The 26,215-nt window shown below is 43.3% G+C and carries 28 protein-coding genes and 1 riboswitch; of the genes, 26 read left to right on the top strand and 2 right to left on the bottom strand.

Features of this window, described 5'->3' with window-relative positions:
• Window positions 1-2 precede the first annotated feature (2 nt).
• The 4 genes from AB1K89_RS01730 (at window position 3) to AB1K89_RS01715 (ending at window position 4,243) form a co-directional block, all read left to right on the top strand.
• A complete protein-coding gene (locus AB1K89_RS01730; protein ID WP_413053087.1) occupies window positions 3-791 on the top strand; it encodes a SigF/SigG family RNA polymerase sporulation sigma factor in 789 nt (262 codons plus the stop codon).
• A 3-nt stretch (window positions 792-794) separates the two neighbouring features.
• Window positions 795-2,243, top strand: a complete 1,449-nt coding sequence (locus AB1K89_RS01725; RefSeq protein WP_413053086.1) for a spore germination protein — start codon at window positions 795-797, stop codon at window positions 2,241-2,243.
• 62 nt (window positions 2,244-2,305) lie between these two features.
• Window positions 2,306-3,634 (top strand): diaminopimelate decarboxylase, encoded by a 1,329-nt coding sequence (lysA, locus tag AB1K89_RS01720; protein WP_413053085.1) that lies wholly within the window; start codon window positions 2,306-2,308, stop codon window positions 3,632-3,634.
• Window positions 3,635-3,871: 237 nt separating this feature from the next.
• Window positions 3,872-4,243, top strand: a complete 372-nt coding sequence (locus AB1K89_RS01715) for a GNAT family N-acetyltransferase (protein ID WP_371922534.1) — start codon at window positions 3,872-3,874, stop codon at window positions 4,241-4,243.
• Window positions 4,244-4,256: 13 nt separating this feature from the next.
• Here AB1K89_RS01715 and AB1K89_RS01710 read toward each other — a convergent pair whose 3' ends face one another.
• Window positions 4,257-4,769: a DUF309 domain-containing protein gene (locus AB1K89_RS01710; RefSeq protein WP_413053084.1), complete on the bottom strand. Its 513-nt coding sequence runs from the start codon at window positions 4,767-4,769 to the stop codon at window positions 4,257-4,259.
• Between the two features lie 302 nt (window positions 4,770-5,071).
• Here AB1K89_RS01710 and AB1K89_RS01705 point away from each other — a divergent pair, with 302 nt between their 5' ends.
• From AB1K89_RS01705 to AB1K89_RS01630, 16 genes are all read left to right on the top strand, one after another.
• Complete coding sequence (locus tag AB1K89_RS01705) at window positions 5,072-5,833, top strand: segregation/condensation protein A (protein ID WP_413053083.1); 762 nt, start codon at window positions 5,072-5,074, stop codon at window positions 5,831-5,833.
• Window positions 5,820-6,434 (top strand): SMC-Scp complex subunit ScpB, encoded by a 615-nt coding sequence (gene scpB, locus AB1K89_RS01700; RefSeq protein ID WP_413053082.1) that lies wholly within the window; start codon window positions 5,820-5,822, stop codon window positions 6,432-6,434. The genes AB1K89_RS01705 and scpB overlap by 14 nt, the downstream gene beginning before the upstream one ends.
• Window positions 6,431-7,429: a D-alanyl-D-alanine carboxypeptidase family protein gene (locus AB1K89_RS01695; RefSeq protein WP_413053081.1), complete on the top strand. Its 999-nt coding sequence runs from the start codon at window positions 6,431-6,433 to the stop codon at window positions 7,427-7,429. Before scpB ends, AB1K89_RS01695 begins: the two co-directional genes overlap by 4 nt.
• 117 nt (window positions 7,430-7,546) lie before the next feature.
• Entirely contained in the window at window positions 7,547-8,278 is a 732-nt protein-coding gene (locus tag AB1K89_RS01690; protein ID WP_413053080.1) for a pseudouridine synthase, read from the top strand.
• Window positions 8,279-8,387: 109 nt separating this feature from the next.
• Window positions 8,388-8,918 carry a thiol-disulfide oxidoreductase ResA gene (gene resA, locus AB1K89_RS01685; RefSeq protein WP_413053079.1) on the top strand — a complete coding sequence of 177 codons (531 nt, stop codon included), beginning with the start codon at window positions 8,388-8,390 and terminating at the stop codon, window positions 8,916-8,918.
• Between the two features lie 16 nt (window positions 8,919-8,934).
• Window positions 8,935-10,584 (top strand): cytochrome c biogenesis protein ResB, encoded by a 1,650-nt coding sequence (gene resB / locus AB1K89_RS01680; RefSeq protein ID WP_413053078.1) that lies wholly within the window; start codon window positions 8,935-8,937, stop codon window positions 10,582-10,584.
• Window positions 10,585-10,586: 2 nt separating this feature from the next.
• Window positions 10,587-11,771 carry a c-type cytochrome biogenesis protein CcsB gene (ccsB, locus tag AB1K89_RS01675; protein WP_413053077.1) on the top strand — a complete coding sequence of 395 codons (1,185 nt, stop codon included), beginning with the start codon at window positions 10,587-10,589 and terminating at the stop codon, window positions 11,769-11,771.
• Window positions 11,772-11,874: 103 nt separating this feature from the next.
• The gene (locus tag AB1K89_RS01670; RefSeq protein WP_413053076.1) at window positions 11,875-12,594 is read left to right on the top strand and encodes a response regulator transcription factor; all 720 of its coding nucleotides are present in this window, start codon (window positions 11,875-11,877) and stop codon (window positions 12,592-12,594) included.
• Window positions 12,587-14,389: an ATP-binding protein gene (locus tag AB1K89_RS01665; protein ID WP_413053075.1), complete on the top strand. Its 1,803-nt coding sequence runs from the start codon at window positions 12,587-12,589 to the stop codon at window positions 14,387-14,389. Before AB1K89_RS01670 ends, AB1K89_RS01665 begins: the two co-directional genes overlap by 8 nt.
• A gap of 78 nt (window positions 14,390-14,467) precedes the next feature.
• The gene (locus tag AB1K89_RS01660; RefSeq protein WP_413053074.1) at window positions 14,468-14,995 is read left to right on the top strand and encodes an RNA polymerase sigma factor SigX; all 528 of its coding nucleotides are present in this window, start codon (window positions 14,468-14,470) and stop codon (window positions 14,993-14,995) included.
• Window positions 14,996-16,186, top strand: coding sequence for a hypothetical protein (locus AB1K89_RS01655; RefSeq protein WP_413053073.1), 1,191 nt, complete (start codon window positions 14,996-14,998; stop codon window positions 16,184-16,186).
• 81 nt (window positions 16,187-16,267) lie between these two features.
• Window positions 16,268-16,398: riboswitch (FMN riboswitch) on the top strand.
• A 214-nt stretch (window positions 16,399-16,612) separates the two neighbouring features.
• Window positions 16,613-17,194 (top strand): ECF transporter S component, encoded by a 582-nt coding sequence (locus tag AB1K89_RS01650; protein ID WP_413053072.1) that lies wholly within the window; start codon window positions 16,613-16,615, stop codon window positions 17,192-17,194.
• A gap of 203 nt (window positions 17,195-17,397) precedes the next feature.
• Window positions 17,398-17,964 carry a GNAT family N-acetyltransferase gene (locus tag AB1K89_RS01645; RefSeq protein WP_413053071.1) on the top strand — a complete coding sequence of 189 codons (567 nt, stop codon included), beginning with the start codon at window positions 17,398-17,400 and terminating at the stop codon, window positions 17,962-17,964.
• A gap of 121 nt (window positions 17,965-18,085) precedes the next feature.
• Window positions 18,086-18,487: a DUF4085 family protein gene (locus AB1K89_RS01640; protein WP_413053433.1), complete on the top strand. Its 402-nt coding sequence runs from the start codon at window positions 18,086-18,088 to the stop codon at window positions 18,485-18,487.
• Between the two features lie 190 nt (window positions 18,488-18,677).
• Entirely contained in the window at window positions 18,678-18,803 is a 126-nt protein-coding gene (locus AB1K89_RS01635; protein ID WP_413053070.1) for a hypothetical protein, read from the top strand.
• Window positions 18,778-19,515, top strand: coding sequence for a hypothetical protein (locus AB1K89_RS01630; protein ID WP_413053069.1), 738 nt, complete (start codon window positions 18,778-18,780; stop codon window positions 19,513-19,515). The genes AB1K89_RS01635 and AB1K89_RS01630 overlap by 26 nt, the downstream gene beginning before the upstream one ends.
• A 315-nt stretch (window positions 19,516-19,830) precedes the next feature.
• On the opposite strand, the gene AB1K89_RS01625 is transcribed toward AB1K89_RS01630, so the two are convergent.
• Window positions 19,831-20,088: a ferredoxin gene (locus AB1K89_RS01625; protein ID WP_252503463.1), complete on the bottom strand. Its 258-nt coding sequence runs from the start codon at window positions 20,086-20,088 to the stop codon at window positions 19,831-19,833.
• Window positions 20,089-20,197: 109 nt separating this feature from the next.
• Between AB1K89_RS01625 and AB1K89_RS01620 the strand changes: the two genes are divergently transcribed.
• The 6 genes from AB1K89_RS01620 to prsW all read left to right on the top strand — a co-directional run bounded on the left by AB1K89_RS01620 (window position 20,198) and on the right by prsW (window position 26,145).
• Entirely contained in the window at window positions 20,198-21,235 is a 1,038-nt protein-coding gene (locus AB1K89_RS01620; RefSeq protein ID WP_413053068.1) for a YpbB family protein, read from the top strand.
• Complete coding sequence (locus tag AB1K89_RS01615) at window positions 21,235-22,671, top strand: RecQ family ATP-dependent DNA helicase (RefSeq protein WP_413053067.1); 1,437 nt, start codon at window positions 21,235-21,237, stop codon at window positions 22,669-22,671. The genes AB1K89_RS01620 and AB1K89_RS01615 overlap by 1 nt, the downstream gene beginning before the upstream one ends.
• An 80-nt stretch (window positions 22,672-22,751) precedes the next feature.
• Window positions 22,752-23,450 carry a LysM peptidoglycan-binding domain-containing protein gene (locus AB1K89_RS01610; protein ID WP_413053066.1) on the top strand — a complete coding sequence of 233 codons (699 nt, stop codon included), beginning with the start codon at window positions 22,752-22,754 and terminating at the stop codon, window positions 23,448-23,450.
• Between the two features lie 186 nt (window positions 23,451-23,636).
• Complete coding sequence (locus AB1K89_RS01605; RefSeq protein WP_413053065.1) at window positions 23,637-24,410, top strand: metallophosphoesterase; 774 nt, start codon at window positions 23,637-23,639, stop codon at window positions 24,408-24,410.
• 42 nt (window positions 24,411-24,452) lie between these two features.
• Complete coding sequence (locus AB1K89_RS01600) at window positions 24,453-25,427, top strand: YpdA family putative bacillithiol disulfide reductase (RefSeq protein WP_413053432.1); 975 nt, start codon at window positions 24,453-24,455, stop codon at window positions 25,425-25,427.
• 28 nt (window positions 25,428-25,455) lie between these two features.
• Window positions 25,456-26,145 (top strand): glutamic-type intramembrane protease PrsW, encoded by a 690-nt coding sequence (gene prsW, locus AB1K89_RS01595; RefSeq protein WP_413053064.1) that lies wholly within the window; start codon window positions 25,456-25,458, stop codon window positions 26,143-26,145.
• Window positions 26,146-26,215 lie beyond the last annotated feature (70 nt).

Here is a 26,215-nt window from a genome sequence, read left to right as displayed (position 1 = left end):
CGATGGATACTTCTGTTGAACGGCAAGATGCCCTATTGTCACAGGAAAAGATGAGACTGCTCATCCAGCAATCCCAGGATGGGGATAAGGATGCAAGAAGGATGATGGTGGAAGGGAATACAAGGCTTGTCTGGTCCATCGTTCAACGATTTGCATCCCGTGGCGCCGACTTAGAGGATCTATTCCAGATCGGTTGCATCGGCCTCATGAAATCAATTGATAAATTCGATTTGTCATATGATGTGAAGTTCTCCACATATGCCGTACCGATGATTGTAGGGGAAATTCAACGCTTCCTCCGCGATGACGGGATGGTGAAAGTGAGCCGGTCAATTCGAGAACTTAGTTTCAAAATCCGCCACGCGACTGATGACTACATTAAAAACCATGGGAGGTCGCCATCCGTTTCGGAGATTGCCGAAGTGCTGGAGGTCTCGATCGACGAAGTCATTCTCGCTTCGGATGCATTACGTGATCCTGCATCCCTTCATGAACAATTGTACGAAAATGAGGGGGATAGTTTGACGTTAATGGATCAGCTGAGGGATGACCGTTCGGAGAGGTTTTTCGATCATATCCCTCTCCGGGACGTTGTTTCCAAGCTGAATAAACGTGATCAGACCATCATTTATATGAGGTATTATTTGGACTATACACAAAGTGACATCGCAGAACGTATCGGCATTTCTCAAGTTCAGGTTTCCCGTTTGGAGAAGAAAATATTGGCCCAATTGAAGACATGGATGAGTGCACAACCAGAGGAAAGTGAAGGTAAAGTGAGGACGGAATAATACATGGCTAAGTTATTTACATCTTTGAAAGACGGAGAAGAATGGTTCCACAGTAAATTCGGTGATAATGAAACATTCGATGCTACGGCGAAAACGGTCCATTTATGGGGGATGCCTGCATTATTGCTTTACATTAACGGACTTGTCGATGGAAACATTTTGACGACGTTGCTAACGGAAATGCAAGAAGGCCTAAAACCCGAAGAGGAAAACAGGGATGATCCAGCGTGGTTTCTTACGTACTTCCCTTATTATGCCTTATCGGATGTCGATGAGAAAGAGAAACTGCTCAACAATGTATTAAGTGGACAGGTCGGCTTCGTACTCCCCGATGGTTTTGTATTCATCGGGGATATCCGTAGCTATCCGGGAAGATCGCCTGAAGAGCCGGACACCGAAAAAGTTATCCGTGGATCTAGAGATGGCTTTACTGAGAACATTATTACAAATACGGCTCTTGTCAGAAGGCGCCTAAAAACGGAAAATCTTCGTTTTGAAATGCACCAAACGACAGTGAACGGCAAGACGGATGTCGCCATCACCTTCATGAAAGGGGCTGCAAGTGAAGAGCACCTCTCCTACATCCGGAAAAGGCTGGATGAAATTAAACATGATGGATTGACAATGACAGATAAATCATTGGAAGAATTCCTGTTTAAGCAACGATTTCACCCGATGCCATTCGTCCGTTTCACAGAACGGCCGGATATTTGCGCTGCGCATCTCCTTGAGGGCCATATCGCAATTATTGTCGATACATCCCCTTCAGTCATTTTGGTGCCTACAACCATATTTCATCATTTGCAGCATGCTGAGGAGTATCGTCAAGCACCGTTCATCGGAACATTTGTGAGATGGGTCCGCCTGATTGGTGCGTCGCTCAGTCTATTATTGCTCCCGTTTTGGTATTTACTTGCGACCTATCAGCAATATTTACCGATTTCACTTAGTTATATCGGTCCGAATGATCCGGGGTCCGTCCCTCTTCTCGTGCAATTATTAATTGCAGATATCGGCATAGAAGTCTTACGGATGGCCGCTATACACACCCCTTCTCCGATGACGACTGCCATGGGACTCGTTGCAGCGATTGTGATCGGCCAAGTGGCGATCGATGTCGGTCTTTTTACTGGAGAAGTCATACTGTACGTTGCGGTTAGCGCGATTTTCACTTTTGCGATACCGTCTTTCGAATTGAGCATCACGACGAAAGTGTTCAGGATCTTCATACTTATTTTGACGGGAATTCTTGGGGCTCCAGGGTTCTTCTTGGGCATCGCTTTTCTGTTTTATTATTTGGCATCCCTCAAACCAATGGGAACACCATACTTATGGCCAGCGGTTCCGTTTTTTCCTGATGCAATGAAGCGTGTATTGATACGATATCCAATGACTATGGATGCACCGAGGCCTTACATTACGAAAGCGCCGGAGCGGAATAGGCTTTCATAGAGGATTGATTCCTGGCTTCCAGTTATGATAAAGTTTTAACAACATGACTTGGAGGAATGAATATGCATCTATATGGAACTCAATCGGTGAACAATCTAGGCCACTTGACGATAGGCGGAGTAGATACAGTAGACCTTGCACATATGTATGGCACGCCATTGCTTGTCTATGACATCTCGCTATTCAGAGAACGTGCTGCAGCGTTCAAAGAAACTTTTGCAAAAGCGGGCATCAAAGCCCAAGTTGCATATGCAAGCAAAGCTTTCTCTTCCATAGCCATCTATGAAATTGCAAAGCAGATGGGTCTCTCATTGGATGTTGTATCCGGGGGGGAGCTATATACAGCGGCGGCTGCGGATTTCCCGCGGGAAAAGATTCATTTTCATGGAAATAATAAAAGTTATACGGAATTGCAATTCGCTTTCGATGAAAAAATTGGTTGTATCGTAGTTGATAATTTCTTGGAGATCGAAATGCTTAAGGAAATTTCGGAATCGCGCAAAGAGAAGATGAATGTTCTGTTGCGTGTAACTCCAGGGGTACATGCTTCAACCCACGACTATATCACGACCGGTCAAGAGGATTCGAAATTCGGTTTCGATTTAAAAAATGGCCAGGCTGATGATGCATTTCTCAAGCTATATAACCACCCTTACATTAACATGCTCGGAATGCATTGCCATATTGGTTCCCAAATCTTTGAAACGGACGCATTCCGTTTTGCCGCGGAAGCACTAATGGAAAAGATGATTGAATGGCGACAGAAGTTCAAATTCGTTTGTACAGTGCTCAACTTGGGAGGCGGTTTTGGCATCAGGTACACAGAAGAGGATAAACCGCTCCATCCTTCTGCTTATGTTGAAGAGATGGAGGATGTTGTGCTCTCGATGACGCGCAAACATAATTATCCATTACCGGAGATTTGGATTGAACCGGGCAGATCACTAGTCGGAGATGCCGGCACCACTATTTACACTGTAGGAAGTAGTAAGGAAGTGCCGGGTACAAGGACTTATGTAGCTGTTGATGGCGGGATGTCTGACAATATCCGTCCTGCATTGTATGAGGCGAAATATACAGCGGCGACGGCAAACAGAATGTTGGATCCTCATTCGGATAAAGTGACAATAGCGGGTAAATGTTGTGAATCCGGAGACAAATTGATTGAAGATGCGTACATCGCGGAACCTGAGGAAGGGGATATCATTGCCGTTTTCTGTACAGGAGCTTACACATATTCCATGGCAAGCAATTATAACCGTCTTCCCAAGCCGGCAATCGTATTTTGCGAAAACGGAAATCATCAATTGGTAGTACGCAGAGAAACGTATGAAGATGTCATCAGGCTAGATATCCCGTTGCAGAGGACGCAACAGGAAATTTCATCATGAAAAGACGCAATATGACCCTTTTCTTATTCATAGTCATTGCAGCAATCGTTTGGGGGGCAGTGTACTGGTACTTTATTGCCCCTTTCGCCGGTCCGAATAAATGAACTTTCTCTATCATTGAAAAAGCCTTGGCAATCATGTACGATTAACATAATTCGGCGGCAGTCCCCCTTTTTTCAAGCGGAATAAAGACTATATCGCCGTAGCCTGAGGATTTTTTGAAAAGAAGGGATTTCTATGATGCTTTTACGTTACAAGAAGGCGTATGAGAAAATCGCCATGGGCTTGCTTTCTTATATGCCCGGAGAAAAGTCTGTAAAAAAATTGCAGGAAACGATTCATCAGTATGAAAATGACGAAGACTGGCAGTTATATCTTCTGAAGCAAGGGGAAGATTTCATCGGCCTCGTCGGAATTATATTGGATGTAGATTCGTACACCGTAATGCACCTTTCTGTGAATCCTTCATTCCGTGGAGAGGGGATCGGTAGCAAGATAATCGTGAAGCTCGGAGAACTTTTTCCCGGCTTGGAATGTAAGAGTAATGAGTATACAGAGTCGTTCTTGGAAAAATGCCTACAAAAGGAAGAACAACAACAATCCGAATGAGAAAAGGCGCAGATCATTGTGGTCTGCGCTTTTTCTTTTCGCGTTCCGCGAGAATATCGGAGCGATCCCGAAGCATATGTTTATGAATGACAGCATCGCTATCAGCAGGAAGAAGATCCATGGAGGATGCGATCTCATCGACAGAGCGTTGAAGAGATGCAGATGTCAACAGAATCGTGAACGGAGAAAAGGCTTCTCCTTTTTCCATATTGCTGATGACTCTTTCCGTATCCTGTACAAGCTGCCGATAATCCAAGGCCTCCGTGTAGCGAGCATCGAACGTAGAAAAGTCCTGCATCCTGTTCGCAGCCTTTACGACTGTGCGGTGCGCTCCGTGCACATTGCCCCTCCTCCAATGGTAAAGTCCTGTCGATAAGAGGATAAAAGCAGTAAGCGGATGATCCTTCGTATAGTTTGGAATGGATTTCCAATACTCTTCAAGCACTTCATGGCACTCGAAGTAGTCTTGATTCCTATTGAAATAAACAATAAAATTTAAGAATAGCGGATGATGATATGGATGCACTTGAATCATTCCTTTCTAAATTTACATAAAATAAATTACTTACACAAACTGTAAAAAGACTATTATTGTTGATTGGAGCGAAAGGCGGCGACTCCAGCGAAAGCCGTAACGAAGAACGGCTTTTGCTAGTAAAAGCGAAGCGTTACGAGCACCGTGTAGGCTGCCTTAATTTCTGCAAAGAGCGCAGAAATACGGCAAATCGAACCCTTCGCTGTTCGATTGGCTCAGCCTCGCCCGCGGAAAGCGTCCGCCTGTAGCGGAAATCAATAGTTGGATATTTTGTATCGTAATGGAGGAGTTATATGACTTATAAAGTAAAGTTAGAGGCGTTTGAAGGACCTCTTGATCTATTATTACATTTAATCAACCGACTTGAAATCGATATCTATGATATTCCGATGGCTGAACTGACAAATCAGTACATAGAGCATCTACATACGATGCGGGTTTTAGAGCTGGATGAACTTAGCGAGTATTTGGTACTGGCAGCCACCTTAATAGAAATCAAAAGCAAAATGCTCTTGCCGGTTCATGAAGGCGAAGTATTGGATGAAGAAAACGATTACCACATCGAGGAAGATCCACGGGATGAATTGGTTGCCCGTTTGATAGAATACAAAAAATACAAGGAAGCGGCAAATTCATTGAAAGAGTCGGCCGACGACCGAGCGGTACATTTTACGAAGCTGCCAGGCGACTTATCAGAATTTGGGGAAGTGGCAGTATCGGTGCCGGAAGAAAAAATGAACGTTTTCGACCTGATCGGTGCATTCCAAAAAATGCTCGAACGAAGGAAGCTGCGTGCTCCGTTAACCGCCAAAATTGCAAAGTCGGAGCTTTCGGTTAGTGAAAAGATGGATGACATCATGACTTCCCTTGAAAGGCGGGGCGGAAGTTGTGATTTTGAAAGTTTATTTGAAAGAGATGATGTCGAAGATTTAGTTGTGACATTTTTATCACTATTAGAATTGATGAAACGGCTTGACATTGTCGTAAAACAAGATAATAACTTCGGAAAAATGACAGTCATGGTAGGAGGGGAGGAGAATTATGGAAACAATTGATGAACGACTCACCGGTATGTTGGAGAGCTTTTTATTCATAGCAGGTGATGACGGTTTGACGTTGAGTCAAATCGCCTCGCTCCTTCAAGTGGAGACAGATGCAGCGGCAGCTATCGCTGAGGGGTTGCGTGTGAATTATGAAGATAGGCCGGACTCGGGGATTACGCTTAGGCTTTACGGGGGCCATTACCGGCTAGTAACGAAAGCCGAGTTTGCAGATGACATCCTTCGCATGCTCGAAAATCCGGCGCGGAATTCCATTACTCAAGCCTCGATGGAAGTATTGGCGATCATCGCGTACAAGCAACCCGTCACACGTGTCGAAATTGATGACTTGCGTGGCGTGAAGTCGGACGGGCCAATCCAGACACTTGTTGCGAAAGGTTTCGTTATGGAAAAAGGGCGTATGGAAGGCAGCGGCCGGCCAATACTCTATGGGACGACTGATTTGTTTTTGGATAGATTCGGATTGGAATCGATTGATATGCTGCCTCCATTAGCTGAAGGTGAAGATGAAGACCAGTTCGGAGATACAGATCTATTCATGACAAAATTCCAAGAGGCCTTTGAAATAACGGATGAAGGAGGAAACAATGATTGAGGCAGGCGATAGCCGTTGTTCTGTTCCTATCGGTATTATTGACAGCAGTCCCGAAAGAAGCCGCATCTGGAAGTGCATGGGCAGTTATTGACGCGGAGACAGGGCGCCTACTCGACGGGGCCAATGAAAATCTCCAACTGCCGATTGCCAGTCTGACAAAAATCTGGACAGCATTGACATTCATTGAAAGCGGGACTGCTGAAAGTGAAATCGTCATCTCATCTGAGGCGGCATCTGCTGAAGGCTCGTCCATTTATTTGGAACAAGGTACGAAAATGGATTCCGATGCATTGTTGTACGGCCTCATGCTGCGGTCTGGCAATGACGCCGCATATGCGCTCGCGGAGCATGCTGGTGGATCGGTTGAAGGATTTGTCGACTTGATGAATAAGAAAGCAGAATTATATGGCTTGGAACGGACAACGTTCATGAACCCGTCAGGACTTCATGATGATCGGCATCTTTCAACTGCATATGAGACAGCTTTAATGCTTTATTTTGCGATGAAAAATGATAAATTTTCAAAAATCGCATCTGCAGAAAACTTCGTTTATCGAAAAGGGGACGAGGTGAGAAGCTGGCGCAATAAACATCGACTGATTCATACAAACGATCATGTCAAAGCTGGAAAGACGGGATTTACGAAAGCGGCAGGAAGGACTCTTGCAACTTACTTCGAAAAGGATGGCAAGAAATTGATCATTGTCACGTTGAATAATGGAGACGACTGGAACTTCCATCAGCAAATGGCCAATGATACATTCCACAAATACGAGAATGTCACAGTCGCGAAGAAAGGCAAATACAAAATTCTCCCCGGGGTCAATGGGGAATTAAAAAGGCCGATTGTGCTTCTATTGAATAAAGATGAGGTGGAGAGGGTATCCCATGTCGTCTACATTCCCCGCAATAAGGATAGGAAAGTGAAGGGGACTTGGACCGTATCGCTAGATAATGAATTGCTTATCACAGCTGAAATTGATATTCGCAAGTGAACTAAAAGTGAATCAAACAAGAAATTATTAGGGAAGACTGACTGCGTACAGGTCGGTCTTCTTTTCATTTTGCAGGAAATATGACATAATTTTTTGAGGTAGAAGGAAGGTGACGAGTTGGAAAGATTACAAAAAGTATTGGCTCAAGCGGGCGTAGCATCTCGTAGGAAAGCGGAAACGCTCATCGTTGAGGGAAAAGTGAAAGTGAATGGCAAAGTAGTGACTGAATTGGGGACGAAGGTAACACGCGCAGACCGTGTGGAAGTCGAAGGCGTGGAGCTTGTCAAAGAGCAATTCGTCTATTATTTGCTATACAAACCTAGAGGTTACATATCAACCGTCAGTGATGAAAAAGGGAGAAAAACAGTTCTAGATCTCCTACCGATGGTGGAAGAAAGGATCTTCCCGGTCGGCCGGCTTGATTATGACACTTCTGGGATTATCATTATGACGAACGATGGAGATTTTTCGTATCTGATGACACATCCGAAGTTCGGCATCGAGAAAAAGTATGTCGCGAAGGTGAAAGGGATACCTCAACGGGATGCATTGAAAAGACTGGAGCGCGGGATAGAACTGGAAGATGGCATGACGGCTCCTGCTAGAGTGAAAATGCAGTCATTTGATAAAAAGACAAACTCTGCGATTGTTGAAATTACAATCCACGAAGGACGGAATCGACAAGTACGAAGAATGTTCGATGCCATTGGCTGTCCTGTCCAAAAATTGAGACGTGAGTCGTTTGCCATGTTGACGACACACGGTTTAAACGCCGGAGAAGCGCGTGAACTGACGACACATGAAGTGAAGCAATTAAGAGTACTTGCAGAAACAGGCAAAATCGGTTAAATCCTGCGGAAAAGGAAATGTTCACAAACCTATCACGACTTCATCCTTATTACGATATTTGTTTTGTTATAATTAGAGTCGGAATCTTATTACGTTAGGGGGCTATTAATTGTCCAAGGCGAATAAAAAGCGGACACGCCTCATTTTCCGAGGCGTAGTTCTAGTTATACTTGCATCGGCTATTCTATTTTCAATTTTTTCGAGAGACAAAGTCAAAGTCCTGGCGGAAGGCGACAAGGCTCCGGATTTTGAACTCGTCGATCTTGAAGGGAATAAGCATCGTTTATCCGATTATAGAGGAGAAGGCGTATTTCTGAACTTTTGGGGAACATGGTGCCCTCCGTGCAAGCGGGAGATGCCTTACATTGAAAATCAATACAATGCCTTCAAGGAAAAGGGAGTTCATGTATTGTCAGTGAATATTGCCGAGTCTGACCTGAAAGTGGATACGTTCCGCGATCAATATGGTCTGACGTTCCCGATCGTTATCGATAAAAAGAAGGATGTTAAGGAACTCTACAATATTGTTCCACTTCCAACGACATTTCTAATCGATAAAGATGGACGGATCACGAAGGTTATCACGACAGAAATGACTGAGGATGAAATCATTTCGTACATGGAAAGCATCCAACCTTGATAAGGAGTTCGTACACATGAGTAAAATAAAATGCCAATGCGGTCATGATAACCCGTTTGGAACAGTGCTTTGTGAAAAGTGCGGGCGTCCGATGACCGAGGAAGCAAAAAAAAGTGAAGTAGTCGATATGCGTTATGAAGGATCTGCCCGCAGATCCCAGACGTATAAACGGTCCATTATCGACAAGATTTGGAATTTCTTCTCCAGTGTGAAAATTGGAGTGAGCATCATTGTCGCTGTACTTGTTACATCGGCGATCGGAACTCTTTTTCCTCAGAAGTTTTATTTGCCGGTGAATCAAAATTCACCAGCGGAAATATTGGCATATTATGAACGTCTGTATGGAGTTATAGGAACGCTTTATTACAAATTAGGCTTCTATGATATGTATAATAGTTGGTGGTTTAAAATACTGATCGGCATGCTTGGCACGTCCATAATCATCGCGAGTGTCGACAGAGTGATCCCCCTCTACAAATCATTGAAGAAGCAGCGGACAAAGCGTCATACTTCATTCATGAAGCGTCAACGTGTTTACGGTGCGGGTCATTCTGAAAATGCCGATATGTCACTAGCGAAAGCTGAAGAGAAGCTTAAAGACATGAAGTACAACGTTAAAACAGAAGACGGCGCGATTTTAGCCGAAAAAAACCGTTTTTCACGTTGGGGTCCTTATGTCAACCATACCGGGTTGATCATTTTCCTGTTTGGCGTCCTGTTGCGCGGTATCCCAGGCTTTTATGTCGATCAGACGATGTGGATACGGGAAGGGGAATTGCGTTCGATTCCTGGTGCTCCGGACTATTACTTGGAGAGCAAGGATTTCAGCATTGAAACGTATTCGAAAGAAGAGGCTGAAGTTTTTGGAAAGGCGCTTGACCGTGTCGGCACCATTGTAAAATCGTATCAGACAGACGTTTCATTATATAAAAAGAAAGAGGACAGTCTGCCAGGCTCGACTGATCTTGAGCATATCGAAGACTATCCGATCATCGTCAATAAGCCATTGAAGTTCGATGGATATAGCATATTCCAGATGGATTACCGCCTGGACGAGCTGAAATCGATGACAATGCAGCTAATTGAAAAGAAAACCGGGAAGTCCTTCGGGCAGTTCACAATCAATCTCGACGATCCTGAAGGAGTATATGAACTGACTGACGGTGCACGTGTTGATTTGATCGGTTATTATGCGGATTACGATGGCGTTGAGAACGGTGAACCGGTTTCAAAGTCGCCGATTCCAAACAATCCGGCATTTATCTTCAATATGATTACACCCGAGAAACCAGAAGGTGAAAAAAGCTTTGTCGCAATCAGACAAACACTTGAGACGCAAGAGAACGCCTACCAAGTGAAGTTTGTCAGTGCGGAGACAAGGGATATTTCCGGGTTGACGATACGGAAGGATAAAACATTGTACATTCTTCTATTTGGCGGACTAATCTTTATGATCGGTGTCATCCAAGGTTCTTATTGGAATCATAGACGGATTTGGATCCAGAAAGGGGAAGGCGATGAGTTGTTAGTTGCCGCCCATACGAACAAAAACTGGTTCTCCTTGAAAAAGGAATTGGATGCCGTGAAGGATTATGCACACTTGCCAGGCTATGAGGATAGGCTGGACAATGAGTCGTCAACTGAGGAAGAGGAAGGAGAAAAATAATTATGGGATTAGCATCGTTAAGCGCGAATCTGCTATTAGTTTCTTTCATTGCCTATTTGGTCGCCACCCTTTTCTTCGGCGGAGCAGTGAAAGGCGCTAAATCGGAAGCATCCTATAGAAATCATAGATGGGGCAAGATCGGCATTACGATTACAATTATCGGCTTCATCACCCATCTCGGTTATTTCTTTACGAGGTGGATTGCTTCAGGCCACGCTCCTGTCAGTAATATGTTCGAATTTACGACTGCGTTCGGCATGATGCTCGTAGGAGCGTTCATACTATTGTTCTTCTTGTATCGGACGCCATCTTTAGGGCTGTTCGCGTTGCCTATTGCGATTGTCATTATCGGATATGCGAGCATGTTCCCCCGGGAAATCACACCGCTCATTCCAGCGCTCCAAAGTTATTGGTTAACAGTGCATGTAATAACTGCGGCACTCGGTGAAGCTATCCTGGCAATCAGTGCGGTTGCAGGTCTCATATACTTAGTGAAACACGTCGATATGACAAAACCTTCAAAACAACGTTTTTGGCTGGAGGCTGTCATGTTCACAGTCATTCTTGTCCTCGGGTTCGTCATTTCATCGACGACATTCAAGCTGACAGGATATGAAGCCCATTTTACGTATATCGATAAAAATGAGGCACCTGCCAAAATTGAGTACAATTACCCGCCACTATTCGGGATGAACGAATATGAATCACAAACTCCTGAGGCAATGACTCCATGGGCGGAAATGCCGGCTATCGTCAACGCGAAGACTTTGACGACATTCGTTTGGTCGGTCGCGACAGGGACTGTATTATACCTTATTTTACGACTGATTTTCCGCAGACCGATCGCCTCCCTGCTACAGCCATTTGCGAAGAAAGCGAACTCGCAGCTGATGGATGAAATCGGCTATCGTTCTGTTCTGATCGGCTTCCCAGTGTTTACACTTGGAGCATTGATCTTTGCAATGATCTGGGCGCATGAAGCTTGGTCAAGGTTTTGGGGTTGGGACCCGAAAGAGGTTTGGGCACTTATTACATGGCTGTTTTATGCGGCTTTCCTCCATCTCCGTCTTTCAAGAGGATGGGAAGGGAAAAAATCTGCATGGCTTGCGGTTATCGGGTTTGTCATCATTATGTTCAATCTGATTGCTGTAAACCTGATCATCGCCGGTTTGCATTCATACGCGTAAACCGATTTGACTGCACAGAGCCGCTGAGGAGCTGTGCAGTTTCTTTTTTTATGGACTACTTGTACAATAATGACAGAAGTGTAGTTGAAAGGGGACGTTGATGATGGAAGAGACTGTTAGGTTATTAGTGGTGGACGACGAGGATCGGATCCGCCGTCTTCTTAATATGTATTTATCCCGTGAAGGCTTCGAAATAGATGAGGCAGTAGATGGAGCAGAAGCGATCGAAAAGGCGCTCGCAAACCATTATGACTGTATTTTACTTGACTTAATGATGCCGGAAAAAGACGGCCTTGAAGTATTGCAGGAGCTTCGTGATGAAAAGAAGATGACACCTGTCATCTTGCTGACGGCGAAAGGCGAGGAATCGGATCGTGTGGTCGGATTTGAAACAGGGGCTGATGATTATATCGTCAAGCCGTTCAGTCCACGTGAAGTTGTACTTCGTGTGAAGGCGATTTTGAGGAGATCTGTCACTTTCCCTGATGCCTCGGCAACGAACAGTTCAAAGGATCTTGTCGTATTCCCGCAATTGACGATCGATCATGATGCGCACCGGGTGACGGCCGAAGGGAAAGAAGTGAACTTGACGCCGAAGGAATACGAGTTGCTCTATTTCCTCGCAAAGTCGCCGGATAAAGTGTTCGACCGTGAGCAATTATTGAAGGAAGTGTGGCACTACGAATTTTTCGGAGATTTGCGGACCGTCGATACACATGTGAAAAGGCTGCGGGAAAAGCTGAGCCGTGTATCTGAAAGCGCAGCGAAAATGATCGTGACAGTTTGGGGCGTCGGTTATAAATTCGAGGTTCCGAATGAATAGAATATGGCATTCAATCGTCGGGAAGCTATGGGCAACCATATTGCTTCTCGTTTCCTTTGTCCTTTTTATGGTTACCGTCCTTCTATTAGAGTTCCTTGATAATTTTCATACGAATCAGGCAGAAGATTCTCTTCGCAGGGAAGCGACAACGATCGGTAAAATAGTTCTTGATCATGAAAACGATGCCGCCATGCGACTCATCATCCAAGATATATTGGATAATGAAACGAATGCGATGATCATTGATTCCGAAAAAAGGGTCTATTATTCATTTCATAGAGGATTGAATCAGGAAAAGATAGAGCAGAAAATCCTCTCGGAGTCGAAGTTTTTTTCAAATATACAAATTAATGAAAAAGTCGTGAAGGAGATGATTCTCCCATCCCTTACGGATGAAAACGTTATGGAACAATACCTTGTTCTCATGTATCCATATGGTGAGGTGAATGGAACCATCCATTCCATCGTCATGTACCAAAGCCTGGATGCCGTCCACCGTACGACAAAGAGGACGACGCATATCGTTTTCTTATCCGCTTTCATCGCTTTCATTTTAACGACCATATTCGCTTTCTTCCTTTCCACGAAAATCACCTCGCCATTACGAGGGATGAAGCAAGCTGCTTTTGAATTATCGAAGGGGAATTTTGAAACGCGTCTACCGGTCATGCAAAATGACGAAATAGGTCAATTGGCAACTGCTTTCAACCAAATGGGCAGGCAGTTGAAATACCAAATGGAACTGATCAAGCAGGAAAAAGAACAATTATCAAGCATCCTTACATCGATGACGGATGCGGTCATTACATTCAATCGGGATTATTCCATTCTTGTGAGGAACCCTCAAGCTGAACGGCTATTGCAGAAGTGGTACTTTGCAAACGGAGCGGATGAGAAAGTGTTGCCGAAGGAAATATTCCATATGCTTGAACACGCCATTACATTTGCAGAGGAAGTTGAGGACGAGCTCGACATCGGCGGTCAGTTTTACGGTATCTCAATTAGTCCGTTATACAGTGAAAACAGCATTCGCGGAGCGGTGGCCGTGTTGCGTGATATGACAGATCAGCATAAGCTGGATAAGTTGAGATCTGATTTTATAGCAAATGTATCCCATGAGCTGAGAACGCCAATTTCCTTATTGCAAGGGTATAGTGAAGCGATTATCGACGATGTGGTGACGAGTGAAGAGGAACGCAATGAAATGGTCCAGATCATTCACGATGAGTCGAAACGGATGAGCCGTCTCGTAACTGATCTGCTCGACCTCGCTCGAATGGAATCTGGCCATATGCGGTTATACAGACTAAATTTCCCTCTTATTCCTTTTTTGGATAGAGTGCAAAATAAATTCATGCAAATCGCCCGTGATTCAAACGTTATGCTCTCAATGAATGTCGACGATAAAGAACAAGGGATTGTCGTTTTTGCTGATGATGATCGTTTGGAGCAAGTATTCACAAACTTGATTGATAATGCAATCCGGCATACACCGGATGGAGGAAAAGTGACAGTCGGTGTCGAAAGAAAAGGGGATATGGTTGAAATTTCCGTTGCCGATACAGGAAGCGGCATACCGAAAGAAGATCTGCCTTTCATTTTCGAACGATTCTATAAAGCGGACAAAGCTCGGACGCGAGGGAAAGGCGGAACCGGATTGGGCCTTGCAATCGCTAAGAACATTATCGACTCACATGGTGGTAGAATTACCGCGGAACTTGGTGACACATCGGGCACGATCTTCAAATGCGTCTTGCCGATCGGTCCGGAAGATGAGAACATCGAATCGCTCTGAAAAGTAATGGACGAAAAGCACGGCAAGATGAAACTTTTCATCTTGAATTACGACTAATGTAATGAACGGGGGGATTTCGTGGATGACTCCGTTTTCCACAAGCTATACGAGCAATATCATCAGGATGTCTTCAATTTTCTTATCTATTTGACAGGAGATCGATATTCTTCCGAGGATTTTATGCATGAAGTGTATGTCAGGGTATTGAAAGCCTATGCTGGTTTTGAAGGGAAGAGCTCTGAAAAGACTTGGCTTTTTTCCATAGCGAAAAATGTCGCCATCGACCATTTCAGAAAGAAGAATGTACGTCAAAAACATCATTTCGATAAAATCGACTGGGAGCAGAGCGAATTGCCCTCGACAGGCAGCACTCCTGAACAAATTGCATCGTTGAATGAAGAGATGAGACAATTGCTGCGGGTTTTGGATACGTGCACAGGTGACCAAAAGATGGTTATCGTTTTACGATACTTCCAGGAGCTATCCATAGCGGAAACCGCCGATACCCTCGGCTGGACCGAAGGAAAGGTAAAGACGACCCAACACAGGGCAATAAAAGCATTACAAAAGAAATTGAATGCTCTTTCGGCAGAGGGGGGAAGATGAATGACAAACAATCAATGGGATGACAACAAGCTTGAGAACCTTCTTCATTCCATGCCGAAAATTGAAGACAATCGTACGAAGGAACAAATTTTGGATCGACTTAAACGAGATCAACGACTGAAAAAACGACGTCGGATGAACCCGAGGAAATGGATGCCTGTCATTGTTGCGGCGGCCGCGCTGCTTCTACTCGGCCTCATTGTCCCCTCAATGCTCAACAGTCATGATGGAGCAATGGAAAAGTCAGGTGCTCCTCGCTCACTTAAAGAAGATCGGGCTTTTGAAGCAAAGACAGAATCGACGGAGGAAGCAGAGACATTTGATGCATCTGCCACAAAGGAGTCAGCTGCAATGATATTCGCGGCAGATGACAGCCATGTGCTGCTTGCTGATGAGGTAGTTGATTACATCCCTCTACAAGTCGGCTTAGTGGAATCGGCAAATGTCATTCCTATCACTTTCCTTATTCCTGAATCAAGGGTCCAATCCGATTTTCCTGAAGGAAATCCGACGAGTATTGAGCTATATAATAAATACGCAGGGGAAATTCCAGAAGAGGAGCTCGGTTTCGATGATTACCACCCGTATAAAGGGACTCTATACGAGGAAAAGGGCATTCTTCGCCATCAGATCCCTGCTGGGCATACGTATGATTTGTCATCAGCAACGAATGAAGTTTATTTTAATTCAATGCGTGACACTTTTTCCGAATTTGAAAAACTGCAGCTCGTCGATGAAGAGGGGAATCCGGCCTCATTTGAAAGTATCGGGAAATCCGACACCGAGGGATGGAAAAAAACGTTCCCTTATTATAAATATAAGATGCCTTCAGGAAAGGTTTATTTAGCTCCTTATGCACCTGGAGCGGCTGTAGAAACAGTAGATGCGGGGCTCATGGAGATGAAAAATGTCAATGGAAATATTGTAGAGTCATTAATTCCAGAAAGTGTGGACTACGATGTTCGGCTGGAAGATGAAATTGCTGTAATTACATTTAAAGAACAATTGGATGTCAATGCATTTGAGCATAATGTAATCAACCAGATGATAGAAGGGTTCATGCTAACCGCGAGAAGCTACGGCAAACAAGTACGTTTAGAAAACGTAGTTCAAGAGAGCTTTGACAAGTATGATCTTTCAACTGCTTTGCCGATGCCGATCGGAAGCAATCCTACATTGTTCACTCAATAATCACACAAGAAAGCATTTTGTAAACAGGAGAGTTTACAAAATGCTTTTTTCTCGTTACAATAGAGTTGTAATATAATATTGATTCATCTTCGGGGCAGGGTGCAATTCCCGACCGGCGGTAATGGAAGTTTACTTCCTAGCCCGCGAGCTTAACGGCTGATTCCGGTGTGATTCCGGAGCCGACAGTACAGTCTGGATGGGAGAAGGTGAAGGTGCAGCCGTCTTTTTGTGATGTCCACAAAAAAGGGTGCTTATTTAAGTATGGGTAAATGTAAAGGAAATCTTCCTTTATTGCAGACCCTTATTTGATGATGCCTTTTAAACTCTCCCTAAAGCTTATTTGCTTTAGGGATTTTTTATTGGACAACAAAAAACGGTCAGACCTTTCCTCTTTTGAAGTGAATCGCAAAAGGAGAGAGGGTTAACATGAACAACAAGAAATTGCGTAGGATGATTCTCATCGCGATACTGGGAAGCATTTCAACGGTATTGATGCAGTTGAATTTCCCGTTGCCAGCTTTGCCGGCATTCCTGAAAATCGACTTCAGTGAAATTCCGGCTGTGTTAGCGATCATGACGATGGGGCCAGTCGCAGGAATCGCTGTAGAACTGCTTAAAAATGTGTTGCATTGGTTCTTATCAGGAAGTCCTACAGGCGTACCGGTAGGAGAGATTGCAAATTTTGCAACAGGCGTCCTTTTCATCATGCCAATCTATTTGATCTTTAAGAAAGTACAGAACACGAAAGGCCTGACAGCCGGTCTGATTGCCGGTACGGTATCTATGGCTGTCGGAATGAGCTTATTGAACTATCTCGTGTTCTTGCCGATGTATGTATACTTTATGAATATGCCAGCTTACACAGGCGAAGCTTTATTCAACGTGATTGTTTTAGGGATTCTTCCTTTCAATCTGATAAAAGGTATCATGCTAATGGTCATTTCTTTATTGCTGTATAAGAGCATGAGCAAATGGATTGACCAACAAAGCCGTCAATTGACAATGTAATAGATATAGATTGTGCGAGTATGGGAACTGTTTATTGTTCTCATACTCGCTTTTTTTATGTAAATCCGTGGATTTCTGCTCGCAACGCTGCGCTTGATTTATCTATTTATGTATTATTGACAGATTGCTTAAATAATACTTTGTAACTTTTTTCGAAATGAAACGTATCATTAATTGTTAGAAAAATAAGGGGGGGTGTTTCAATGCTTTTTAGTGGGGAGAGAGTTCGATTAAGAAAAATGGCAATTGAAGACGTTTCTTCTTACCATAAGTGGAGAAATGATATAGAGGTCATGCAATTTACCAGTCTATCATTAGATGTTTTTACATATGCCGATACAGAAAACTTCGTCAAAATTATAACCGGATCCCATAATTCAAAGGGCTATATGATTGAGGAAATTAGTACTGATAAGCCAATTGGTGTTACATCACTCATTAACATTGATTATGGAAACCGTAACGCCGAATGTATAATTGACATCGGAGAGAAAGATTATTGGAATAAAGGTTTTGGACGGGAAGCCTTTCAGCTTTTATTGGATTTTGCCTTTGATGAGTTAAATTTACATAAGGTGTATTTAAGGGTTTTTTCTTATAATGAACGAGCAATAAAGTTATATCAAAAACTAGGATTTAGTGAAGATGGAAGATTAACAGAGCAACTTTATCGGAATGGATCTTGGCATGATGTTATTCTTATGGGGCTTTTAAAAAGAAATTACAGGCTGCTAATGAATACTCCAGAATCGGGCGCAATTGTCGAATAAGCATTGTTCTCGATTCTAGAAGAGAATAAGGAATGAATGATATGTTCATTGCAGATACGGCAGATGGATACAGTAAAACCTATCACCACTGCAGACTTATTAATAAACATTTAATTCATATATAGATGTCTTACCGCAAAAGTTTCAGGCGGAAACTATTGAACGAACTTTATTTCGACATGACACTTTAATGGATGAATTTGAAGAATGGTGCAATGTGACCATTGAGCAGTTCACAATTAAAAGTTATACGATTTATGAAAAGCGTAAAACAATTGTTGAACGTTTTAATCCGTCCGCGCATACCGTTTTTTCGCAGTCATTTCATGATGGTAAAATTGTGAATGCTGAGCAACAAGGAACTGAATTCATGCTTCTATTAGATATGAGTGGCGGGTTTACAGTCAAGTCAATTGTGCAGTTAGTTTTTCATGATGCACAAACAGAAGGTAAGCTTGAAGGCTATTACGTGTATGACGAGCTAATAGAAAATGAGAAAGGATTTGCATTACGCGTTTTATAGCCTTCAACACCATTTTTGCACTAAGAGAGGATGTAGCGAATATTGTTAATGTTGCGCTACGTAAAGTTGATGTAAGCACAGATGACAATATGTATTTCTGCATTATAGCAAATCATTTCGATCAACTCGGCTGTTTAGAGGATGATGTAAAACTGAAATGGCTTGAGGACTAAGAAGAAGGGGGATTGAAATGAATACAAACAAAAGTAAGGTCAGTACAGGACAACGTTGGGCCGGTACAGGGCTGGGCTGCTATGAATTTCGAATTTTTTTAGGAGAGGGAGGCAGTCATGCTAACGAAAAAGATATTTATTAAATTATCCCCGATTATAGTTATAATTTCTCTCCTGGTCGGGTGTACAATTAATCAAACGAATCTAAAAAAAGTAAAAGGCGATAACCCAACGTATAGCGAATATTTTCATGCTTATGATGGGCTGAAGGATAGGAAAAACATTAAATTCTACAAACCAATTTCAATGGAAGAAGTGCCGTCGTCTTCGTTGCCAGATGAAATGAAAAAAGTCATACATCCTGTCGATCTAAATAGGTTGCCCTTTGAGGTTAATGAAGAGAAAGTCTATTTTGTCACTTCTAATAGCAAAGAAGGAAAAGAGATTAGCCAAGTCCAAGTCAATTATCTTGGTAAAAACGAGTATGGCAACACAGATAACTTTTTTATCATTTCAGTAACAGAAAATGATCGAAATCCGCTGGAAGGTCATGACATTTCACACGAAGTAGATTCTGTAGGGAATAAGTTTAAGAAGGAACGCCTGACGGATAACTTGCCAATCTTCCAGCAAGTCCTCACAACAAATAGTGCATTGCTGTATAGATATTACGATTATAATGAAGCAGATAACAAGATAATATCCGTTGGTACTGCTGCAAATGAATTTTACGCTTTTTACAATGGATACGTTTATCACGTCGGCTATCTAATTGACAGACAAAAAAATGATGAAGACATGCAAGAGAAGATGTTGCAGCTTACTCGGGAATATATTTTAGGAATTTCATCTTAACCGTTTCAACTCGAGCGAAAGCCGTCACGTAGAACGGCTTTTGCGACCAAAAGCGAAGCGTTGGGAGCACATCTTTGCCCTTGCCGTCACGTAGAACGGCTTTTGCGAGCACCAGCTCTGCCGGAAATTTTTATAAAAAAACCAAGAGGCTGTCCGGATTGATTTATTCCGGGCAGCCTCTTGGTTGTTGTGACTCAATCTTCCAGCTCCAGGCGCCAGAGGCTCGGGGTCATAAGTCAAAGCTACTGTGTGGCAAAGACCGCCACTCCGTATCTTTGCCTTATGCCTGTCGCCTCTAGGCAGGCGCCTTACGCTTTAGTCCTCATATTTTAACGGATCGCCATCGAACGGTGCGTCTGCGACTTTGATTGAATCTGTCGGGCAACCGTCAAAAGCGTCTTCCATGTCTTCCAATAGTTCTTCTGGAACTTCTGTAACGCCCGTGTTATCATCAAGGATAACGTAGGCAATCCCCTCATCGTCATAATCGTAGATGTCAGGTGCAGCAGCGCCGCAAGCTCCGCATGCAATACATGTGTCTTGGTCAACGATGGTGTATTTTTTAGTAGACATTGACGTTCTCTCCTCTTCTCTCCGCACTATCTATTTAGTTCCCTTCTCATTCTAAAGCTGTTTTCATTTGTTTTCAACAATAAAACATTTATTTTAAGGGGGGCTAGCCATGAATTTGTCATCAATTCTACTATTTCTTATTGGTAAAATGGACGGACAGCGGACCTTGAATGCTGGTCTTCATCTATTGCGCGGAAAAAAATCTGGACAGACATTACAAGACGTAGAATACTTCAATGTCAAACCATTTTTCGGAATCTTACCGAAACTGGAAGAAGGGACTTACGTTGAAGCTGCCGATAAGCTGATGAGCACAGGGCTGATAGTCCAGGATGATAAGTTTGTGCGACTGACAGATGAAGGGAAAGACAAAATGGAGGGGTTGCCTGAATTCCATTTTAAAGGTTGGGATTATAGAGGGCGTGAAGTAATATTTTTCAAAAGACTATCGTTGCTCGTCCAAACACTCTCCTATATGCGCGCAGGCGAATCTTCGTTCACCCCAATCCAAAGGGAGCGGGAAATTCAACTTTTCGTGAGACGACTTCTAGAAGGGCAACCGATCACGAACCCTGTATTTGCAAAACAGATAGGCGACGAGTTGAAATTGGCACTATTGCAAAGTGGAATGAGCGATATTCAGAAAACCATTTTTGCATGCCGGTTGACCGGAAGGACAGAAACGGCAAAGACATGGGATCAGTTAGCTACGGATTTGAGCGCATCCACTGAAGCCCTTCGTCTATTATTCATTGAAAGCTTACATAGGCTATTACCTGTAATAGAAGGAAATGATGATTTTCATTTTCTGAATAAAATTGCTTACGACATAAAGGTCCATTCCTATTTGACTGATTCGGCGATGCATACGAAAAGACTTTTTGACCAAGGCCACTCATTGGAGAACATAGCAGCGATACGTAAATTGAAGATGAGCACGATTGAAGACCATGTCATTGAGATGGCGATGAATGATAACCGCTTCCCGGTCACTCATTTCGTGTCAGAGGAACAGATCCAGGCGGTCATTTCGAAATCGGAAGAAATGGGAACGAAGAGGCTAAAATTATTGAAAAATGAATTTGATGCACTTTCCTATTTCGAGCTTCGACTCATCATGACTGCTTGTAAGGAAGTGAATAACTAATGGACTTGAAAAAGATTTTGCAAGACCAATTCGGATATGAAAACTTTAGGCCCGGACAGGAGGAAGTAGTTCGTCACGTTTTGAACGGACAAGATACAATTGCCATCTTGCCAACCGGGATGGGGAAATCCCTTTGCTATCAGCTGCCTGGAACGATTATGCAAGGCTCCGTCATCATCATTTCACCCCTCGTCTCGTTGATGGAAGACCAGGCGATGCGAATGAGACAGAACGGCGAAAAGCGGGTAATCGCATTAAATTCTTTTTTGCCGTATACCGAGCGACAAAGGAGCATAGGGCAGCTTCCAAAATATAAATTCATTTTCGTTTCCCCAGAAATGCTCTCCCAAGACTCATTTAGCCGTCAACTGGACAGGTTGCAGATTTCATTAGTTGTAGTGGATGAAGCACATTGTATTTCACAATGGGGATTTGATTTCCGCCCGGACTATTTACGGATCGGTGAGTTCTTGAATGAGATGGGACGTCCTCCCGTACTCGCATTGACGGCCACAGCGAATGAAAAAGTGTTGAACGATATTCAGCATTATCTTCGAATGGAAAGGCCGATTGTGCAACGCCATTCATTGGATCGTCCGAATATTTCCTATTCGATCATAGATGTGAATTCCGCTTTTGAAAAAACGGCATGGATTAAAGAAAGGGTCACACAAACGACCGGTCCAGGGATCATTTATGCATCTTCGAGAAAACGAGCTGACGAATTGGCTATGGAGCTTCAATTGGATGGCATCGCTGTTCAATCATACCATGCAGGTAAGGAGCAGGATGATCGTTCCATCATCCAGGAACAGTTCCTGAATGGCGATCTTGAATGGATATGTGCAACAAATGCCTTCGGAATGGGTGTTCATAAAGATGACATCCGGCAAGTCATCCATGACCATATGCCCCCGACAGTTGCCGCGTATATACAAGAAGTCGGGAGGGCGGGTAGAGACGGAGGTCCGGCTGCCGCCACGCTGCTCTATATGCCGACTGATGAGCAGACGACGAATTTTATCATCCAATCGGATATGCCCGGTGAAGACGAGATCCGTCATTACTATAAGATGATCTCAGATGGTCATTCTCCCGAAAGAGCAGGGGAGCTTGCTAGTTTGACAGAGACAGGCAAACGGGTAATTGATTATAATATAGAACGTTATTCGCTGGATGAACTCTTACTACAACTACAGGGGTTATCGAACGAAAAGCGGGAACAGCTCCAACAAATGATCCATCTTGTCACAAGCGGGGCGTGCATCCGCCAAAGTGCGTTGAAATATTTTGGCGAAACGTGTAGGAACAAACCGAACGAATGTTGCTCGAATTGTGGTCTTGGGCCAATTAAGTGGCTTAAGGAAAAAGTAATGAAGGAGAGTACTAAAGAAAGAGTCAGTTGGGATGATAGAATTACCATTCTACTTGGATAACAGGTCTGATGTCCGTTTACTTTTACGACAATATTCGTCATAATATAAAGAAGAGCACCACTGAATAGGAGAATATGTCGATGAAAAATAATGATTACAAAGTTGAATTTGAAGAGCATCGCAGAGAGATCATGCTTGATAGCAATGAGGATGCGATTTTGCCTTCGCGTGCAGAACGCCATGGCAGACGTCGCAAACAGAAGAAAACATCCAGCTATACGACGATCAATGTAATCCTAGGCATTTTTACATTCATTCCGATCTTGATTTTTGTCTATGTCATTTATAATTTCTACTTTGGATCAGATAGCGGATCCGCAAAGGTCGATAATTTAGAAACTCCTGTAGAGTATGGAACGAATACTTCACCTGGTAAAATTAATAATCCTGACTCAATCGTCATCGATTCGGATAAAGAAAAAGAGGATGAAGAGAAGGCGAATGGGGATGCTGATAAGGGAACTGCCGATAAGTCGAAAGACGAATCTAAAAAACCACCAGTGAATGTCACCCCTCCTGCCGTTGAAAAAAAGGAAACGCCGAAAGTAACGGAAGCGCCGAAGCAGACTGAAACTCCGAAAGTGGAAGAAAAACCAAAAGCCGAAAACAAGACTGAACAAAACACGAAAGCTAGAACGCATATTGTTGCGGCCAATGAAACGCTTTACCGAATTTCCGTTAATTATTACGGGTCAGACGCGGGAATCGAAAAGATTAAAAAAGCAAACGGTCTTTCATCCAATGATATAATGACAGGACAAAAGTTAATCATTCCCTGAATGAATCTAAGAAATTGGTAGAAAAGGCAAAGTCGTTCTTTGCCTTTTTCTCATCCCGCATTCACTGACCGTCACATATCCACTTCAAATAACGAGCAAGCAATCAAAAAAGTAATAGATTCTACACATAATCAGTGAGGTCATAATGTTTCGCTGGTTGAAGTTTCACTTTATGGGAGTTGTAATATGAAAATTGTTTTTACTGGTTTAGCATTCATTTCAGGGATGTTTGGAAGCCTATTTGCATATATGTTCTTTTATGCAAATAGGAAAAATGTTGTCCATCATTCCTTTTCTGTTCAAAAAGAGTGTAAAGATAGCAATGAGTTGTCCATTTTTTTTATTTCAGATATTCATCGGAGAAGGATAGATGAACATTTGTTACGAAAGGTACAATCTTTCGGACCGATTGACGTCGTTATTATTGGCGGTGATCTTGCTGAAGGCGGTGTTCCGCTTTCACGTATAGACAGGAATGTAAAGCGTCTATCGAAGCTCGCTCCCTTATTTTTCATATGGGGTAATAACGACAGGGAAGTCGGTGAAGTTGCTATCCGGAATATTATTGCAAAACATCGCGGTATCATTTTAGATAATACGGATGCAACTATTGAAAACCACCCGATGTGGGGGATTTGCGGCACTGACGATCCTTCCAGTGGAAATGTCGATGTCCCGACCGCCTTAAAAAATGCGGGAAAATACTCTTATTTGATCGTTGCAACCCATACTCCATCGTTATTCCGGAAAGTGGAAATGATTTGCACGCCGGAATTGATGGTTGCCGGACATATGCATGGGGGGCAGATCAGATTCGGAAAGTTTTCATTGCATCCGTTAGGACGGTTCACCGAGGTCGACGGAAAAGCGAGATTGATCAGCAATGGATATGGAACTTCGGTTGTCCCGCTTCGATTTGGAGCAGCTCCAGAAAGCCATGTCATTACGATAAAGTATTGAACGACAAAGATAGTTGCGTACATTGTAAGGAGAATGATGAAATTGATTTACAAAGATGCAATTGTGATTGGTGGGGGCCCGTGTGGTCTGTCCGCCGCCATTGAATTGAAGAATATAGGGTTGGATGTGTTGATTATTGAGAAAGGGAATATCGTCAACTCAATATACCGCTATCCGACACACCAAACTTTCTTCAGTTCAAGCATTAAGCTGTCCATCGGGGATATTCCCTTTATTACGGCGAAGGAAAAGCCGAAAAGGAATGATGCGCTCGTCTATTACCGAAAAGTCGCTGAGCTCAAGGAGCTTTCCATAAACAGCTTTGAAACGGTCGAAAAAGTGGAGAAAGTGGATGGGGGTTTTACAGTGCAAAGCGACCTTGCAAGCTACAAAGCGAAATATGTCGTCGCCGCGACTGGGTATTACGATAATCCGAATTCATTGAACGTACCCGGCTCTTCATTGCCGAATGTGCTCCACTACTTCAAGGAAGCTCATCCTTATTTCGGTCGGAAAGTTGTCGTTATTGGAGGTAAAAACTCAGCGGTAGATGCTGCCATTGAATTGGCACGTGCCGGCGCAACTGTAACTGTCATTTATAGGGGTGCTGATTACTCTCCGAGCGTAAAGCCGTGGATTCTTCCTGGCTTTGACAGTATGGTCCGGAATGGAGAAATTGACATGCATTTCAACTCACATGTCGTCGAAATTACGTCTCATTCCGTTACCTTTGAAAAAGACGGAGTGAGACAGACAATTAATAATGATACTGTGTTCGCTATGATTGGTTATCACCCAGACCATGAATTTCTGACTAGTATGGGTATTACTATCGATGACGAGAGCGGCCGGCCATTCTTCGATGAAACGACGATGGAATCCAATATAGAAGGGCTGTATATAGCGGGTGTCATCGCAGCAGGGAATAATTCAAATGAAATATTCATAGAGAATGGACGTTGGCATGGGGAATTGATTGCCAAGCATATTCAAATGACTTCTAAAGTTCGGAAATAATGGCAGTGAGTGAGGGGGCGGCGCGGGTTTGATCATATTGCTTACAGTAGCGATTGCGCCAGGCTTGGCGCTGTTCAGCTATTTCTATTTGAGAAAACAGATTGCAAAAGAGCCATCACGCACACTATTTCATACATTTATTTATGGAGCGATGATGACCTTTCCGATTATGTTCGTACAACACGTCTTTGAAGAGGAAAACATTATCCCAAATGATTTTTTCCGCAATGCGATTTTTACAAGTTGGATTGAAGAGTTTTTCAAATGGCTCATCTTGTTAATTGCAATATTTAAGCATGTCGAATTCGAAGATGCTTATGACGGTATTCTCTATGGTGCAAGCGTATCACTCGGCTTTGCAACTGTGGAAAATTTACTTTATCTTCTTATTTTCGGGTTGGACACAGCTTTCCTGAGGGCTCTCTTGCCCGTATCTAGCCACGCGCTTTTCGGTGTCGTCATGGGTTATTATTTAGGAAGGGCGAAGTTTACTACTGTATCCAATCGTAAAGGCATGCTTTTCTTCGCATTCTTCGCGCCATTTATCCTCCATCTCATCTACAATGGAATTTTAGGTGTGAGTGACCTGTCATTATATTTAATTATCCCTTTCATGCTCTATTTATGGTGGTTCGGATTGACACGTGTCAAACATGCCCATACTTTTGCTATGCAACAATTTAGGAGCAAAGCCCAAAAAGGGCACGAATTGAATTAACAAACGACAAGAATACTAGTATTCAAAAATGTAAGCATTGATCTGGCGACTAGCCGGATCTTTTTTTATG

The sequence above is a fragment of the Sporosarcina pasadenensis genome, assembly GCF_047228845.1.
Taxonomy (GTDB): Bacteria; Bacillota; Bacilli; order Bacillales_A; family Planococcaceae; genus Sporosarcina.
This window is presented reverse-complemented; position numbering and strand designations above follow the sequence as displayed.

Bases quoted from the DNA above. Each gene is read 5' to 3' on its own strand.
- AB1K89_RS01620 (WP_413053068.1), top strand. From the start codon at position 20,198: ATGAATTTGTCATCAATTCTACTATTTCTTATTGGTAAAATGGACGGA.
- AB1K89_RS01650 (WP_413053072.1), top strand. From the start codon at position 16,613: ATGAACAACAAGAAATTGCGTAGGATGATTCTCATCGCGATACTGGGA.
- AB1K89_RS01630 (WP_413053069.1), top strand. From the start codon at position 18,778: ATGCTAACGAAAAAGATATTTATTAAATTATCCCCGATTATAGTTATA.
- ccsB (WP_413053077.1), top strand. From the start codon at position 10,587: ATGGGATTAGCATCGTTAAGCGCGAATCTGCTATTAGTTTCTTTCATT.
- lysA (WP_413053085.1), top strand. From the start codon at position 2,306: ATGCATCTATATGGAACTCAATCGGTGAACAATCTAGGCCACTTGACG.
- AB1K89_RS01645 (WP_413053071.1), top strand. From the start codon at position 17,398: ATGCTTTTTAGTGGGGAGAGAGTTCGATTAAGAAAAATGGCAATTGAA.
- AB1K89_RS01610 (WP_413053066.1), top strand. From the start codon at position 22,752: ATGAAAAATAATGATTACAAAGTTGAATTTGAAGAGCATCGCAGAGAG.
- AB1K89_RS01625 (WP_252503463.1), bottom strand. From the start codon at position 20,088: ATGTCTACTAAAAAATACACCATCGTTGACCAAGACACATGTATTGCA.
- AB1K89_RS01715 (WP_371922534.1), top strand. From the start codon at position 3,872: ATGATGCTTTTACGTTACAAGAAGGCGTATGAGAAAATCGCCATGGGC.
- AB1K89_RS01635 (WP_413053070.1), top strand. From the start codon at position 18,678: ATGAATACAAACAAAAGTAAGGTCAGTACAGGACAACGTTGGGCCGGT.
- AB1K89_RS01665 (WP_413053075.1), top strand. From the start codon at position 12,587: ATGAATAGAATATGGCATTCAATCGTCGGGAAGCTATGGGCAACCATA.
- AB1K89_RS01705 (WP_413053083.1), top strand. From the start codon at position 5,072: ATGACTTATAAAGTAAAGTTAGAGGCGTTTGAAGGACCTCTTGATCTA.
- AB1K89_RS01725 (WP_413053086.1), top strand. From the start codon at position 795: ATGGCTAAGTTATTTACATCTTTGAAAGACGGAGAAGAATGGTTCCAC.
- AB1K89_RS01730 (WP_413053087.1), top strand. From the start codon at position 3: ATGGATACTTCTGTTGAACGGCAAGATGCCCTATTGTCACAGGAAAAG.
- scpB (WP_413053082.1), top strand. From the start codon at position 5,820: ATGGAAACAATTGATGAACGACTCACCGGTATGTTGGAGAGCTTTTTA.
- AB1K89_RS01615 (WP_413053067.1), top strand. From the start codon at position 21,235: ATGGACTTGAAAAAGATTTTGCAAGACCAATTCGGATATGAAAACTTT.
- AB1K89_RS01605 (WP_413053065.1), top strand. From the start codon at position 23,637: ATGAAAATTGTTTTTACTGGTTTAGCATTCATTTCAGGGATGTTTGGA.
- AB1K89_RS01670 (WP_413053076.1), top strand. From the start codon at position 11,875: ATGGAAGAGACTGTTAGGTTATTAGTGGTGGACGACGAGGATCGGATC.
- resB (WP_413053078.1), top strand. From the start codon at position 8,935: ATGAGTAAAATAAAATGCCAATGCGGTCATGATAACCCGTTTGGAACA.
- AB1K89_RS01655 (WP_413053073.1), top strand. From the start codon at position 14,996: ATGACAAACAATCAATGGGATGACAACAAGCTTGAGAACCTTCTTCAT.